The sequence below is a fragment of the Bradyrhizobium sp. USDA 4451 genome (assembly GCF_054822585.1).
On the sequence record NZ_JBTRCH010000001.1, the window covers coordinates 6,042,290 to 6,056,982 of the forward strand.

The 14,693-nt window shown below is 64.7% G+C and carries 18 protein-coding genes and 1 tRNA gene; 9 read left to right on the forward strand and 10 right to left on the reverse strand.

The annotated features are described in order from the left end of the window. Positions 1-19: 19 nt before the first annotated feature. From ACVMB0_RS27925 to ACVMB0_RS27955, 7 genes are all read right to left on the reverse strand, one after another. Complete coding sequence (locus ACVMB0_RS27925; RefSeq protein WP_456754532.1) at positions 20-244, reverse strand: hypothetical protein; 225 nt, start codon at positions 242-244, stop codon at positions 20-22. Further along, positions 244-855: an NADH-quinone oxidoreductase subunit NuoE gene (gene nuoE, locus ACVMB0_RS27930; RefSeq protein WP_016847752.1), complete on the reverse strand. Its 612-nt coding sequence runs from the start codon at positions 853-855 to the stop codon at positions 244-246. Before nuoE ends, ACVMB0_RS27925 begins: the two co-directional genes overlap by 1 nt. A 44-nt stretch (positions 856-899) precedes the next feature. Next, positions 900-2,096, reverse strand: a complete 1,197-nt coding sequence (locus ACVMB0_RS27935) for an NADH-quinone oxidoreductase subunit D (protein ID WP_456754531.1) — start codon at positions 2,094-2,096, stop codon at positions 900-902. Further along, positions 2,093-2,710: an NADH-quinone oxidoreductase subunit C gene (locus ACVMB0_RS27940; RefSeq protein WP_456754530.1), complete on the reverse strand. Its 618-nt coding sequence runs from the start codon at positions 2,708-2,710 to the stop codon at positions 2,093-2,095. Before ACVMB0_RS27940 ends, ACVMB0_RS27935 begins: the two co-directional genes overlap by 4 nt. A gap of 10 nt (positions 2,711-2,720) precedes the next feature. Further along, complete coding sequence (locus ACVMB0_RS27945) at positions 2,721-3,320, reverse strand: NuoB/complex I 20 kDa subunit family protein (RefSeq protein ID WP_461348306.1); 600 nt, start codon at positions 3,318-3,320, stop codon at positions 2,721-2,723. Further along, positions 3,311-3,676, reverse strand: a complete 366-nt coding sequence (locus tag ACVMB0_RS27950) for an NADH-quinone oxidoreductase subunit A (RefSeq protein ID WP_461348307.1) — start codon at positions 3,674-3,676, stop codon at positions 3,311-3,313. Before ACVMB0_RS27950 ends, ACVMB0_RS27945 begins: the two co-directional genes overlap by 10 nt. A gap of 215 nt (positions 3,677-3,891) precedes the next feature. Then, positions 3,892-4,407, reverse strand: a complete 516-nt coding sequence (locus tag ACVMB0_RS27955; protein WP_456754527.1) for a MarR family winged helix-turn-helix transcriptional regulator — start codon at positions 4,405-4,407, stop codon at positions 3,892-3,894. 132 nt (positions 4,408-4,539) lie between these two features. Here ACVMB0_RS27955 and ACVMB0_RS27960 point away from each other — a divergent pair, with 132 nt between their 5' ends. Continuing rightward, entirely contained in the window at positions 4,540-5,730 is a 1,191-nt protein-coding gene (locus ACVMB0_RS27960) for a Rieske 2Fe-2S domain-containing protein (RefSeq protein WP_461348308.1), read from the forward strand. 54 nt (positions 5,731-5,784) lie between these two features. Then, on the forward strand, positions 5,785-7,077 hold the full coding sequence (locus ACVMB0_RS27965) for a spinster family MFS transporter (RefSeq protein WP_461348309.1): 1,293 nt from the start codon (positions 5,785-5,787) through the stop codon (positions 7,075-7,077). Between the two features lie 54 nt (positions 7,078-7,131). Here ACVMB0_RS27965 and ACVMB0_RS27970 read toward each other — a convergent pair whose 3' ends face one another. Both ACVMB0_RS27970 and ACVMB0_RS27975 read right to left on the reverse strand, forming a co-directional pair. Continuing rightward, on the reverse strand, positions 7,132-7,950 hold the full coding sequence (locus tag ACVMB0_RS27970) for an alpha/beta fold hydrolase (RefSeq protein ID WP_461348310.1): 819 nt from the start codon (positions 7,948-7,950) through the stop codon (positions 7,132-7,134). A 118-nt stretch (positions 7,951-8,068) separates the two neighbouring features. Next, positions 8,069-9,082, reverse strand: coding sequence for a TRAP transporter substrate-binding protein (locus tag ACVMB0_RS27975; protein ID WP_461349720.1), 1,014 nt, complete (start codon positions 9,080-9,082; stop codon positions 8,069-8,071). Positions 9,083-9,281: 199 nt separating this feature from the next. On the opposite strand from ACVMB0_RS27975, the gene ACVMB0_RS27980 reads away from it, so the two are divergent. The 5 genes from ACVMB0_RS27980 (at position 9,282) to ACVMB0_RS28000 (ending at position 12,315) form a co-directional block, all read left to right on the forward strand. After that, entirely contained in the window at positions 9,282-9,485 is a 204-nt protein-coding gene (locus ACVMB0_RS27980; RefSeq protein WP_212013533.1) for a hypothetical protein, read from the forward strand. 215 nt (positions 9,486-9,700) lie between these two features. Continuing rightward, positions 9,701-10,345, forward strand: a complete 645-nt coding sequence (locus ACVMB0_RS27985) for a haloacid dehalogenase-like hydrolase (RefSeq protein WP_461348311.1) — start codon at positions 9,701-9,703, stop codon at positions 10,343-10,345. Between the two features lie 97 nt (positions 10,346-10,442). After that, complete coding sequence (locus tag ACVMB0_RS27990) at positions 10,443-10,643, forward strand: hypothetical protein (protein ID WP_461348312.1); 201 nt, start codon at positions 10,443-10,445, stop codon at positions 10,641-10,643. 14 nt (positions 10,644-10,657) lie between these two features. Beyond that, a complete protein-coding gene (locus ACVMB0_RS27995) occupies positions 10,658-10,849 on the forward strand; it encodes a hypothetical protein (protein ID WP_461348313.1) in 192 nt (63 codons plus the stop codon). 164 nt (positions 10,850-11,013) lie between these two features. After that, positions 11,014-12,315, forward strand: a complete 1,302-nt coding sequence (locus tag ACVMB0_RS28000) for a hypothetical protein (protein WP_456754521.1) — start codon at positions 11,014-11,016, stop codon at positions 12,313-12,315. Between the two features lie 155 nt (positions 12,316-12,470). Here ACVMB0_RS28000 and ACVMB0_RS28005 read toward each other — a convergent pair. Beyond that, positions 12,471-12,547: transfer RNA gene (locus tag ACVMB0_RS28005), tRNA-Asp, on the reverse strand. Between the two features lie 295 nt (positions 12,548-12,842). On the opposite strand from ACVMB0_RS28005, the gene ACVMB0_RS28010 reads away from it, so the two are divergent. Both ACVMB0_RS28010 and pepT read left to right on the forward strand, forming a co-directional pair. Beyond that, positions 12,843-13,166 carry an HU family DNA-binding protein gene (locus ACVMB0_RS28010; protein WP_349629985.1) on the forward strand — a complete coding sequence of 108 codons (324 nt, stop codon included), beginning with the start codon at positions 12,843-12,845 and terminating at the stop codon, positions 13,164-13,166. A 158-nt stretch (positions 13,167-13,324) separates the two neighbouring features. Next, on the forward strand, positions 13,325-14,581 hold the full coding sequence (pepT, locus tag ACVMB0_RS28015; protein ID WP_461348314.1) for a peptidase T: 1,257 nt from the start codon (positions 13,325-13,327) through the stop codon (positions 14,579-14,581). The last annotated feature ends 112 nt before the right edge of the window (positions 14,582-14,693 follow it).

Below are 14,693 nucleotides of genomic sequence, written 5' to 3' on the forward strand. Positions count from 1 at the left end.
AACAAAAACTTTCCGAACATCACCGATTGGCTTGGGAGTAAGCGAGCCCGGCGGCGCAGCCGCCGAACACGATGGCCCACAACAGGCTGGATTCCAGCGTGGCGCTCAGGCCGTAACGTTGCAGCAGGAACATGAAGCCGGCCGCGACGGCGGTATGCAGCGCGATCGTGCGCCAGGCCTGCATCGCTGCGCCCCTCCCCGCCCCGTCTTCCTGGCCGTTCGCCCGCACCTGAAAGCCCCGCATCAGGTGGTTTCCTTCAGCGTCGTCGGCCCGCCTGCGGGCGCCGAGAACTGACGGTCGATCTGCGGGCCCGGCTTCGGCGGATTGCCGGCGGCAAAGCCGTCGAGCACCTTGCCGAAGCTTTCCTTGGTCAGGTCCTCATAGGTGTCCTTCCAAATCAAGACCATCGGCGCGTTCACGCAGGCACCGAGGCACTCGACCTCTTCCCAGGAGAAGTTGCCGTCCTTCGACAACTGGAACGGATCGTGATGGATGCGATGCTGGCAGACCTCGATCAGGTCGGCCGCGCCGCGCAGCCGGCACGGCGTGGTGCCGCACACCTGGACATGGGCCTTCTTGCCGACCGGCGAGAGCTGGAACATGGTGTAGAAGGTCGCGATCTCCAGCATGCGGATATGCGGCATCTCGAGCAGGTCGGCGACGGCGCGGATCGCCGCTTCCGAGACCCAGCCGTCATGCTGCTCCTGCACGCGCCACAGGATCGCGATCGCGGCCGAGGCCTGGCGGCCCGGCGGATATTTCTCGATCTGCTTCTTGGCCCAGGCCAGATTCTCGTCCGTGAACGTGAAGCTCGCGGGCTGCAATTCCTTCGGGGCAAGGCGGCGGACGGACATCGATCAAACTCTCAATTAGCGCGCGGTGCGGATGCGGACCATCGTCACCGGTCGACCTCGCCGAACACGATGTCCAGCGAGCCCAGGATGGCGGAAACGTCGGCCAAGAGATGGCCCTTGCAGATGTGATCCATCGCCTGCAGATGGGCGAAGCCCGGCGCGCGGATCTTGCACTTGTAGGGCTTGTTGCTGCCGTCGGCGACGAGATAGACGCCGAACTCGCCCTTCGGCGCCTCGACCGCAGCGTAGACCTCACCAGCCGGCACGTGGACGCCTTCGGTGTAGAGCTTGAAGTGATGGATCAGCGCTTCCATCGAGCGCTTCATCTCGCCACGGCGCGGCGGCGCGATCTTGTTGTCCTCGACCACGACCGGGCCCTGCCCGTCCGGCGCCTTCAGCTTCTGCACGCATTGCTTCATGATGCGCACCGACTGGCGCATCTCTTCCATGCGGATCAGATAGCGGTCGTAGCAGTCGCCGTTCTTGCCGATCGGAATGTCGAAATCCATTTCGGCGTAGCACTCATAGGGCTGCGACTTGCGCAGATCCCAGGCCGCGCCCGAGCCGCGCACCATCACGCCGGAGAAGCCCCACTCCCAGGCTTCCTTCAGCGGCACCACGCCGATATCGACGTTGCGCTGCTTGAAGATGCGGTTGCCGGTGAGCAGCCGGTCGAGGTCGTCGACGACTTTGAGGAACGGATCGCACCACGCCTCGATATCGTCGATCAGCTTCGGCGGCAGGTCCTGATGCACGCCTCCGACGCGGAAGAACGCCGCGTGCATGCGCGAGCCGGAGGCGCGCTCGTAGAACACCATCAGCTTTTCGCGCTCTTCAAAACCCCACAGCGGCGGGGTCAGCGCGCCGACGTCCATCGCCTGCGTGGTGACGTTGAGCAGATGCGACAGGATGCGGCCGATCTCGCAATACAGCACGCGGATCAACTGGCCGCGGCGCGGCACCGTGATGCCGAGCAGCTTCTCCGCCGCGAGGCAGAACGCATGCTCCTGGTTCATCGGCGCGACGTAGTCGAGCCGGTCGAAATACGGAATCGCCTGCAGGTAGGTCTTGTGCTCGATCAGCTTCTCGGTGCCGCGGTGCAGCAGGCCGATATGCGGGTCGACGCGCTCGACGACTTCGCCGTCCAGTTCGAGCACCAAACGGAGCACGCCGTGGGCGGCAGGATGCTGCGGGCCAAAATTGATGGTGAAGTTGCGCAGATTTTGCGGTTGCTCGTTCATGGCTTCGGCTCCGCCTTGGCCTTCTCGTCACCGGGAAGCGGATAGTCCGCGCCTTCCCAGGGCGAAAGGAAATCGAACTTGCGGAATTCCTGGTTGAGCCGGACCGGCTCGTACAGCACCCGCTTCTCCTGGTCGTCGTAGCGAACCTCGACGAAGCCGGTGAGCGGGAAATCCTTGCGCAGCGGATGGCCGTCGAAGCCGTAATCCGTCAGCAGGCGGCGCATGTCGGGGTGGCCGGTGAAGATCACGCCGTAGAGGTCGTAGGTCTCGCGCTCGAACCAGTCGGCGCCCGGGAAGACGCCGATGATCGACGGCACCTGCGTGGTCTCGTCGGCCTGGCCGCGCAGCCGGATGCGGGTGTTCAGCGTCGGCGACAGCAGATGGTAGACGACGTCGAAACGCCTCTCGCGGCTCGGATGGTCGACCGCGGTGACGTCGGTGATGTTGACGAAACGGCAGCCGGGATCGTCGCGCAGAAACGTCACGACGTCCACGATTCTGCCAATCTCGACGTCGATAGTGAGTTGATTGAACGCAACCGAGTGCGCCGTGGCGGCGCCCGGAAGCGCGCTCACGATCGTCTGCCCAAGGGCGTCGAGCTTGCCGTCGTCCATGCCTGAAACCTTAGCGTTCGATGGTGCCGATACGGCGGATCTTCTTCTGCAGCAGCAGCACGCCGTAAAGCAGCGCTTCCGCCGTGGGCGGGCAGCCCGGCACGTAGATGTCGATCGGCACGATGCGGTCGCAGCCACGCACCACCGAGTAGGAATAATGGTAGTAGCCGCCACCATTGGCGCAGGAGCCCATAGAGATGACGTAGCGCGGCTCCGGCATCTGGTCGTAGACCTTGCGCAGCGCGGGCGCCATCTTGTTGGTCAGCGTGCCCGCGACGATCATCACGTCGGACTGCCGCGGCGAGGCACGCGGTGCAAAGCCGAAGCGCTCGACGTCGTAACGCGGCATCGAGACCTGCATCATCTCGACCGCGCAGCAGGCGAGACCGAAGGTCATCCACATCAAGGAGCCGGTGCGCGCCCAAGTGATGAGGTCATCGGCGGCCGCGACGAAGAAGCCCTTGTCGGACAGCTCGTGATTGACCTCGAGGAAAAGCGGGTCGTTGGCGCCGACCGGCTTGCCGGTCGACGGATCGAGAATGCCCTTCGGGGCGGTGGCGATTGCAGGCTTGGCGATCGCCGGCTGTAGCGCGGTGGGGCTCAATCCCATTCGAGCGCACCTTTCTTCCATTCATATGCAAACCCGACCGTCAGTACGGCCAGGAACACCATCATCGACCAGAAGCCGGTGACGCCGAGCTTTCCGAACGCCACGGCCCAGGGAAACAGGAACGCCACTTCGAGATCGAAGATGATGAAGAGGATCGCCACCAGATAGAAGCGGACGTCGAACTTCATGCGGGCATCGTCAAAAGCGTTGAATCCGCATTCATAGGCGGACAGCTTTTCCGGGTCCGGCGATTGGAACGCGACCAGGAACGGCGCGATCAGGAGCGCCAGACCGATCAGGCTGGCAACGCCGACAAAGACCACAAGTGGAAGGTAATTCTGCAGGATGCCGGTCATCGGCGAGGCCTTCTTGCTGCGGTTTCGGACGTCCCGCAGATTCGTTGATTGGAATTGTTCTTGCAGGCTTTAGCGCAGCGCAACAGGGGGCGCAAGACAAGCAATTTTGACGCTTTTACCGTCGTTCCCGCGGGCTCTCGGCCCCATCGGGCGGATGCGCTTGCCTCTTCGGGCAACGCCGCGGCGGCGATCCCGTGCCCTGCAACCTCGCCATATCAGCCCAGCTCCCGTTCGGCAGCGAGCATCTCGGCGGCCGTTGCGGTCAGCCGGTCGATGTGTCCGAGCAGCAATGCAAGTTCCTGTGGATCAAGCTGTTCCAGCAGGCGCCGGTTTCGCTCCTGCGCGCCGGCCACGATGGCGTCATGGGCGGCGAGGCCAGCCTTGGTCAGGGAGATCAGGGTCTCCCGGTTGTCGCGCGGGTTGGCCGCCTTGGACACCAGCTTGCGCGCCACGAGTTCGGCGAGCGCCCGGCTGATCTGCCCCTTGTCCATGCCGACGGCCTCGGCCAGCCGCACCACGCTCATCGGCGGCCGCCGCCCGAGCGAGACCACCAGGCCGAACTCGACCGAGGACAGACCGGTCAGCCGCTTGTAGCGCAGCATCGCGCCGCGCCTCAGCAGATTCGCCAGCACCATCAGCCGTGACGACATCATCGCGGTGACCGGCGCGAGCTCCGCGTCGATGATCGCCTCCGGCGGCAACGCCTTCTCAGTCCTGAGCTTCTCGGTCATCGCCAACCTCTGCCAACAAAGCCCGCCACTGCCAAGCTAAACGAGATCGTTGACAATGTCATCGATATATCGTTGACTTCATCAACGATGAAGCGGCCGCAGGCGTCAGACCCGCGGCGGGAGGAGACATAAATGACCGTCACCCAGCGCGATCGCGACCTCGGCACGGCCTATGCGATGAAGCCGTCCAGCACCCGGACCGAGCTCACCTCGGTGGTGCGCGGCACGCCGATGGGCGAGCTGTTGCGTCGCTACTGGCACCCGATCGGCCTCGCCTGCGACGCGACCGATATCCCCAGAAAAGTCCGCGCGCTCGGTGAGGACCTGATCCTGTTTCGCGACAAGCACGGCCGGGTCGGCCTGCTGCACGCGCGCTGCTGCCATCGCGGCACCACACTCTATTACGGCAAGGTCGAGGAAGACGGCATCCGCTGCTGCTATCACGGCTGGAAGTTCGACACCGAGGGCCACTGCCTCGAACAGCCCTGCGAGCCCGACGGCGGCCTGTTCAAGGACAAGGTGCGCCAGCCCTGGTATCCGGTGCGGGAGCGCTACGGCCTGATCTTCGCCTATATGGGCCCGGCCGATAAGAAGCCGGTGCTGCCGCGCTACGAGTGCCTGGAGACCATGGACGACGGCGAATTCGTCGAGGCCGACGATTCCTCGATCGGCGGTGGCGGCCCGGCCGTGATCCCCTGCAACTGGCTGCAGCATTTCGAGAACGTGGTCGACCCCTACCACGTGCCGGTGCTGCACGGCTCGTTCTCGGGGCCGCAGTTCACCAACATGATGGCCTCGATCCCCGAGGTGAAGTTCGAGATGTCGCCGCGCGGCGTCGCGGTGCGCTCGATCCGCAAGCAGGACGACGGCAGGATATTCTATCGCGTCAGCGAGGCCGCCCTCCCGACGCTCCGCGTCGTGCCCAATCCGCGGGTCGCGCAATTCGCCCGCGTCGAGTCGATCGGCTGGACCTTGCCGATCGACGACACCTCGTTCCGCATCTATGTCGCCGGCCGGGTCAAGAACTCCGGCGATATCGGCCGCATGCGTTCGAAGTTCAACGGCAAGTTCTGGTGGGACATGACCGAGCGCGAGCACCAGCAATTCCCCGGCGACTACGAGGCGCAGGTCGGCCAGGGACCGGTGACCGTTCATTCCGAAGAGCATTTCGGCCAGAGCGACCGCGGCATCCTGATGATCCGCCGGATGCTCTCCGACCAACTCGAGGCGATCGCCGGCGGCCGCGACCCGATCGGCGTGTCGTTCGACGCCGATGCCGGGCCGGTGCAGTTCGAAGCGGGGAACTACATCCGCGAGGCCTGAAGCCCGCGCCCAAGCAAACAAGAACAACAAAAAGACAATCGAGGGGAGGAAGTCATGGTCGACGTCGCACCGCAGGCGGCTGCGCCAACGCAAGCCGCGGCCGCGCCTTCCGCGCGCCGCTACTACGCCCTTGCGCTGCTCACCATCATCTACGCCCTCAACTTCCTCGACCGCACGATCTTCAACGTGCTGATCGAGCCGATCAAGAAGGAGTTTGCGCTCAGCGACACCACGATGGGCCTGCTGGCCGGGTTCGGCTTCGTGCTGTTCTATTCGCTGCTCGGCATTCCCATTGCGCGGATGGCCGATCGCCTCAACCGCCGCAATATCGTCGCTCTCGCCTTCGCGTTCTGGAGCGCCATGACCTATCTCTGCGGCTTGGCCTCCAGCGTGACGACGCTGGCACTGGCGCGGGTCGGCGTCGGCATCGGGGAGTCCGCCGGCACGCCGGCCTCGCAATCGATGATCGCCGATCTGTTCGACAAGAACGAGCGTCCGCGCGCGCTCGGCATCTACGCCATCGGCACCTATCTCGGCGTCTTCCTCGGCTATTTCATCGGCGGCTACGTCAATCAGCACTATGGCTGGCGGATGGCGTTCTTCACCGCGGGCCTGCCCGGTATCGCGCTCGCCGCGGTGCTGTGGCTGACCATCTCCGAGCCAAAGCGCGGCGCGATGGCCGAAACCTTCAAGGCTGAGCCGATCGGGCCGACCCTGGGCTTCCTGGCATCGCAGCCGAGCTTCGTCATCGTGCTGATCGGCTTCTGTCTCACGACCTATACCAATTACGCCACCGCGGTGTGGATCCCGCCGTTCCTGGCGCGCATCCATCATCTCGGCAGCGCCGAGATCGGCAGCTATGCCGGCACCTTCAAGGGTCTCGCCGGCATGGCGGGCACTTTGATCGGCGGCCTCGTGGTGGCCGAAATCGGCCGGCGCGACGACCGCTGGAAGCTGTGGGCGCCGGCGATCATGTCCGGCCTCGCCGGCCCCGTCTTCGCGCTATGCATGCTGACCCAAAGCTTCACGCTGATGGTCGCAACCCTGGCGCTGACGTCGTTCATGGTCGGCTTCCATCTCGGCCCGATCTTCGCGATTGCCCAGACGGTGGCAAAGCCGAGCATGCGGGCGCTGGCCTCGGCGCTCGTGCTGCTCACCGCCACTTGCTTCGGCCAGGGCGTCGGTCCCCTCGCCGTCGGCATGATCAACGACGCCCTGAAGGGCAGCTACGGCGTCGACGCGGTGCGCTACTCGCTGCTTTCGGCGGCGGTGACGACGACGCTCGGCGCGCTGCTGTTCGTCTGGGCCGCGCGCTGGATCCGTGCGGATATCGCACGCGCGAGCTAAAGCGTTTTCGAGCGAAGTGGGTACCGGTTCGCGCCAAGAAAACGCGTCAAAACTCTAAGCGTCGATGAAGGCCAGCAAGTCGGCCATCAGACGCCCGCTGTGCGTCAGCGGCAGAGCGTGCGGCGCGCCCTGATAGACCGCGAGCTTGCTTCCCCTGATCAGCTTTGCGGTCTTCGCGCCGGTCAGCTCAAGCGGCGCGCTGGCATCCTTGTCGCCCTGCACGATCAGCGTCGGGCGATCGATGGCGCTCGCCGCAGCGCGCAGATCGGCAAAGGAGATCGTCTTACGGCAGGCCAGCGCCACCGGCAGCGGCACGCTCAGCATCATCTCCCTGACCCAGGCCCGCGTGGTTTCGGGCGTGTCGGGCATGAAGAACGGCGCCTCGTTCTCACCCATCCATTTCGAAAAGTCCTGCGCGATCGCGGCATTCTGCGCCTCGACCATCGCTCGCGGCACCGCGTCCGGATTGTCGTCGGTCTGGATGAGATACGGCGTTGTCGGCGCCACCAGCACCAGCCGCGCGATACGGTCCGCGCCGTGACGCGCCAGATAGTTCACCGCCTCGATCGATCCCATCGAATGCGCGACGATGGTGACGTCGCGCAGTCCGCGCTGCTCGATCACGGCAGCGACGTCATCGGTCAGCGTGTCGAGATCGTATCCCGTGGTCGGCAGGTCGGAACGGCCATGGCCGCGCCGGTCCGGCGCGATGCAGCGATAGCCTTTTGCATTCAAGGCGACGATCTGGTTGCCCCAGACACTGGAATTGAACGTCCAGGCGGCGAGGAACAACACCGGCCGACCCGAGCCCCAATCCTGCACGAACAGTTTTGTGCCGTCCCTGGCGGTCGCATAAAGCGGTTGGCTGGCCATCGTGTATCTCCCTGTGCGGATCGATCGGCGCCATGTCGCCGATGCACCGACCATCGCAAAAGGAGGCCGCGCGCGCGATTACGCGTCAGGTAATCACGCGCATGATGTCAGACTGGGCTCAAGTGAGCTTGCCGGTGTATTTCTCCAGCGCCGCCCAGGCGTCCGCGCCGTAGGTCTTCTGCCACTGCGTGTAGAAGCCGGCCTTCACCAGCGCGGCCCTGAACTGCACCGGATCGGGCTTGTTGAAGGTCATGCCCTTCCCGGTCAGTTCGGCCTGCAACGAGCGATCCATCTCGATCAGATCGGCCCGCTCCTTCACCGCCGCATTGTCGAATGCGGTGTTGATGACCTCGCGCAGATCGGGCGGCAAGCCGGCCATGGCGCGGCGGTTGCCGATGATCCAGTAGCCGCTCCAGCAATGGTTCGACAACGCGCAGTATTTCTGCACCTCGTAGAGCTTTCCGGTCGAGACCTGCGCCAGCGGATTCTCCTGCCCTTCGACGATGTGGGTCTGCAGCGCCGAGTAGAGCTCGCTGTAGGAGATGCTCGACGGCAATGCGCCGAGCCCCGAGAACAGCGAGGTCAGCAATGCCGTCACCGGCACGCGGATCTTGAAGCCCTTGAGGTCGTCGACGCCGTTGAGCTGCCGGCTCGACGACGAGGTGATCTGGCGGAAGCCGTTGTCCCAGACCTTCTTCAGCGGCACGACGCCAGACCTGGCGATCGCCTCGCGCACGAGATCGCCGACGCCGCCGTCCATCGCGGCCCAGACCTGGTCGTAGGACTGGAAGGCAAACCCGATGCTCGGCAAGCCCGACAGCGGCACCAGGATCGACAGCGTCAGGCTCGGCGCCGCCATCAATTCGATACCGCCGGCCCTGACCTGGGACAGCATCTCGGGGTCGCCGCCGAGCTGGCTGTTCGAAAACACCGTGATGTTGACCCGCCCGGACGACTGCGCCGCAACGTCCTTTGCGGCCTCGACGAGACGGATTGTCAGCGGATGGGTTTCCGGCGTGTCAACGCCGAGCTTAAAGTCGAACTCGGCAGCGGCAAGGACTCGTTTGCCAAACAGCGTGGCGGCGACGGCGCCAGAGCCGGTTCCCAGCAAGCCCCGGCGCGTCATTTTCATTGTTTTCATTATTGTTTTTCTCCCGAGCGCGTTCGGCGCCTGGAGCCAGTTTCGGCCCTCCGCCTGTGTGACGCAAGGCACGGTGAAACCAATCCGCCCGTGGCACGAAACCATTTCCGGGAACTCACGAAACGATCCGGAAACAGATGGGGCTTACCAGTAGCTGCCATAGACGGCGCATAGACGCCCGGAGGCGACCATGAACCACTCGATCCATTCAGCCGATCGCGCGACCCACCTCAAGATTGTGGTGGTTGCCCTCGTTGCGGCGATCGGGATTGCAGCTTTCGGCATTTCGGCCCGCAACAACGCGGATTTCACCCAGACTGCCCAGACCACCCAGGTCATCAAGGCCGGCAAGCCGGTGGCGATCACCTCGTCGGGCACCTCGACCGTCCGCTAAGGATTGCGTCAGGCTTCCGCAAACAAGACGGCCGCCTTCGGGCGGCTTTTTGTTGCCGCTCCGACGCCGCGACCGGCGGCCGTGTCGTGCGTCTCGCTCCGGTCCGGATGGAGTGGCCTTTGCCGGCAGGTTCGGATACGGCGATTGCAGGACCACCGAGACCGGGGCGCGCGAGATCGACGTGCGTCAGGTCGCAACCCGGCTGAGCGCCGCGAATGACTGAGCCTCGCCTGCCCGGCGAAATCATCGCAATGCCGCAGGATGCTTCCCGCCTTGGCGGATCGCACACGCTGCTCGGACTGCCGACGTCGCTGCCGCTGGTGCTCGACCTCGACGGCACGCTGATCAGGGGCGACCTGCTCTATCTCAGCTTCTTCTCGGTTCTGCGCCGCAATCCGCTGATCGTCGTGTCATGCGCCGCCTGGCTGACGCGCGGCCGTGCGGCGCTGAAGCGCCAGCTCGCGCTGCGCCAGCGCATCGACTGGAGCGGGATCGAGTTGCACCAGGACGTCGTCGCGCTGGCCGAGCGCGAGACGGCGGCCGGCCGCCGCATCGTGCTGGCGACCGCGGCCGACGCCTTGCTCGCGGACCGGCTGGCATCGCGTCTGCCCTGGATCGACCAGGTGCTCGCCTCCGACGGCGCGCACAATCTCAAGGGTGCCAACAAGGCCGATCTGCTGCGCAAGACCTTTCCGGAGGGCTTCATCTACGCCGGCGACAGCGCGTCCGACCTCGCGGTCTGGGCGCATGCCGCCGGCGTGATCACCGTCAATGCGCGGGAGCGCGTGCGCGCCGATGCGGCCGGGCTCGGCAGGCCGGCGCTGCATTTGCCGGGCCGCGCGATGGCGGCGAAATCTTAATCGCGCCCTAACGCAGTCGTTCGATTGCGATCCGCTCCGCGATCCCCGTTTTAAAAATTGTTCCGTATGGTCTGTCTCAACAGGGGCGCAGGCCACAATGAATTTACATCAGCAAGTCATTTCGACCGGCTTCAAGATCACCTGCACGGATTGCGGCAGCCTGGCGATCAAGGTCGCCGATCCGGCGCGCGCGTCCGGCGACACCATCATCGAATGCCGCCGTTGCAGCGCGGTGCGCGGCACGGTCGCCGATCTGCACATCCTGGCGCGGCGCGGCCGCGACCTGTTCGAATTCTAACCCCGGCGACGCCGATGCTGTCAGACCCGAAAGCGACCATGCAGAGCGACGTTCCCATGGACACGGTCTGGTCGATCCTGGAGGCGGCCAACGAACTGGGCGACAGCCACACGGTCGACGCCTGCCGCCGCGTGATCGACGCCAATTTGCGCGGCGATACGCCGGGACAATCCGACCTGGAGGCCCTCGCCGCATTCTTTGCCTGATCACGGCAACGTGTGGCCGTCCATGACTTCAATACGGCACTGCGATGACAGGACGCCGGATAGAAACACACCAACACAGACCGAGACGTCGCTTAACTTTGCTTAACTTGCATCGGCCGAGTCCGGCTGGCTAGCTGCCACAAGCTTTCAATTCGGACGGACCGATGCCATTGACGCGCGATGACCTGGCTGTCGGTGTCACGATCGCCGGCTTCTTCGTCCTCAGCGTCGCCTCGCTGATCGCCTGCGGGCACGCGTTCCCGGCGATGCACGTCTGGCGATCCGACCTCACGGCGCAGGCGGTGCTTGGCACCGCGATCATGGTCGTGTTCATCCCGGCCTTCGTCGCCGGACGATTCAGCTTCGGCTATCTGGTGAGCTTCTCGCTGCTGTCGGCCGTGTTCGGCTTCGTCTGGCTCAGCTTCTTCAGCGCATTCGATTATCCGCACGCGACCGCCCGCTGGGCCATGATCGCCGCACTGGCCGCCGCGATGGTCCCCCTGATGGTCCAGACGGTCCCGCTCCGGCGGCCCGACCTGTCCGATGCGGCCGTCAAGCGCATCGCCATCGTGCTGCTGGCATCGTCGTTCGCGGTGCTGATCGGCGACATCTCCTACGGCGCCAATTTCGGCAATCCCTACGGCGCGGCGCGGAACGCGGTGGCGCGGCCGGCGCTGTTGAACTATCTGACCGGGATCATCATCGGCGCGGTGCTGCCCTATCTGTTCGCGCATTTGGCGTCGCGCAGGCAGTGGCTGCCGGCCGCCGGCGTGCTGCTGATTGCGCTCAGCTTCTATCCGGTCGTCAACAACAAGACCGTGCTGCTGTTGCCGCTCTGGCTGCCGTTCCTGTTCTGGCTGTTCGGCCGGTTCGACCCGCGGCTGGCCACGGTGCTCGCCTTCGTCATTCCGATGATCATCGGCCTCTTGGCGTTCGTCGTTCTCGGCGCCGACAGGAACTATGTCGTGTTCAGCGCCATCAATCTGCGCTTCGTCGCGATCCCGTCGCTCGCGCTCGATCAATACGCCGACTTCTTTGCCCATCATGAGCTCACCCGGTTCTGTCAGATCACCGCACTGCGCCACTTGACCGCCTGCCCGTATGGCGAGCTCGGTCCGACGCTCGGCGCGATCTATCGGGACGGCAATTTCAACGCCTCCTTCCTCGCCACCGAAGGCATCGCCTCGGTCGGTCTCGCGCTCGCGCCGGCATCGGCCCTCGTCTGCGGTCTGATCCTGGCGGTGGGATCGATGGTCTCGCGGCATCTCTCGCCACGCTTCACCGCGGTATCGTCAGGCATCGCCGTGCAGGCGGTCATGAACGTGCCGCTCACGACCGGCCTGCTGTCGAACGGCATCGCGCTGCTGTTCCTGCTGTGGTGGCTGACGCCCGAACAGCAGGCGGCAGCTTCGCATCGTCGAGAGCAGGCAGCGCAGGCCGGCGACGCCGTCGGTCTTGCCGCCTGATCGTTCCGTTTCGATCGGGCGTGCGGTCGGGGGCAAGAAAGCGCGAAGCGGCCGAACAACAGGCGGCCGAACGTCTCACACTGGCGTGTGACACTTCGCAACAGCGGCAACGATCAGGGAACTAAGCTAAGGTTTTGATTTTGCGCTTGAATTGATGGCGCGAGAGACGGGACTCGAACCCGCGGCCTCCGCCGTGACAGGGCGGCGCTCTAACCAACTGAGCTACTCCCGCGGATGCTGATCATCGGACTGATCCGCGCAGGACCGAGGGCATAAAGGCCCGCATCCCGTTAGTCAAGGACGTTCCGGATCCCTGCACAGCAGCGCCGATTTTACGCTGTGGGACGCGCATTGTCGGCTATTTTCAGCGGAAACGGTGGTGTCGGCAAAGCCCCGAATCGAATAAGGCCTGATACGTCTGGGTTTCCTGTGGCCGGCCCGGCGCTGCCCATCCCCAGAACTGGCGGCTTTCAGGACTTTTCCCGACGCGAACGGCGCGCCATTCGCGTGAAAGCAGCAATCCAGCCATTCAGCAACGAGGAGGGCCACACATGGCGAAGAAAGCAGCGACCCCGGCGACGATCACGCTGAAGCACCTGGCGGCGGCCATCGCCGAAGAGCAGGAACTGTCCAAGAAGCAGGCCGAGGCGATCCTGACCGACATGGTCACCCGCATCACCAAGCACCTCAAGAAGGGCGAGCGCATCAGGATCGTCGGCCTCGGCATCCTCCAGGTCCGCAAGCGCGCCGCCCGCATGGGCCGCAACCCGGCAACCGGCGAGCAGATCCAGATCAAGGCCAGCAAGAAAGTCGCCTTCCGCGCCGCCAAGGAGCTGAAGGAAGCGATCTAGGCGCTTTACGCTCCGTTGATCTCAAGCGCCATTCCGGCTCGTGCGCGGCCCCGGAGTGGCGCTTTTCTGTTATAGCTCTGTCTCCTGATGCATCCTGCCTGCGCGAACCGAACCCGCCCGGGCGCATTATTCCCGTCCCCTCTTCTTGCGCGGTCTTCATGCTGGCACCGGCCCTCGACTTCAAGCACACCGTCACCGAGCGCTTCCTGCGCTATGTCGTGATCGACACCCAGTCCGACCCGGATTCCCCCACCACACCCTCCACCGAGAAGCAGAAGAATCTCGGCCGCCTGCTGGTCGCCGAATTGCAGGCGATGGGGATATCGGACGCGCATCTTGATCCGCACGGCTACGTCTATGCGACGATCCCGGCCAACACCGACAAGGCGGTGCCGGTGATCTGCTTCTGCTCGCATATGGACACCTCGCCGGATTGCGCCGGCAAGAACGTCAAGCCGCAGGTCGTGACGAACTACCGCGGCGGCGACATCGTGCTGCCCGCCGACGCCTCGCAGGTGATCCGCGCCGCCGAGCACGAAGCGCTGGCCGACCAGATCGGCAACGACATCATCACGACCGACGGCACCACCCTGCTCGGCGCCGACAACAAGGCCGGCCTCGCCGAGATCATGGATGCCGCGCATTTCCTGGTCACCAACCCGCAGGTGAAGCACGGCACCATCAAGATCCTGTTCACACCGGACGAGGAGATCGGCCGCGGCGTCGACAAGGTCGATATCAAGAAGCTGGGCGCCGATTTCGGCTACACCATGGACGGCGAGACCGCGGGCCATATCGAGGACGAGACCTTCTCGGCCGACGGCGCCAGCATCATCATCGAAGGCGTCGCGACCCACCCGGGCTTCGCCAAGGGCAAGATGGAGCACGCGATCAAGATCGCGGCCGCGATCGTCGATCGCCTGCCGAAGGACACCTGCTCGCCCGAGACCACCGAGGGCAAGGAAGGTTTTCTGCATCCGGTCGCGATCTCAGGCGCGCTGGAGACCGCACGGATCGATTTCATCGTGCGCGATTTCACCGAGGCCGGCCTGACGCAGAAGGAAACGCTGCTCGAAGCGATCGTGAAGGACGTCATGAAGGGGTATCCGCGCTCGACCTACCGCATGGAGGTCAAGCAGCAATACCGCAACATGAAGGAGGTGATCGATCGTTATCCCCAAATCGTCGCCTATGCGGTCGAGGCGATCCAGCGCGCGGGCCTCGTGCCGGTGAAGACCTCGATCCGCGGCGGCACCGACGGCTCGCGGCTGTCGTTCATGGGATTGCCCTGCCCGAACATCTTCGCCGGCGAGCACGCCTTCCACTCGCGGCTCGAATGGGTCAGCCGCCAGGACATGGAGAAGGCCGTGCAGACCATCGTGCATCTGGCGATGATCTGGGAAGAGCGGGCCTGAGATCTCGAACAGTCCTCTTCGTCATTGCGAGCCACCCGGTCGGCGCGAAGCGCCGCCGGATGACAAGCTCCGCGAAGCAATCCATGTCTCCGCACGCGGCACGATGGATTGC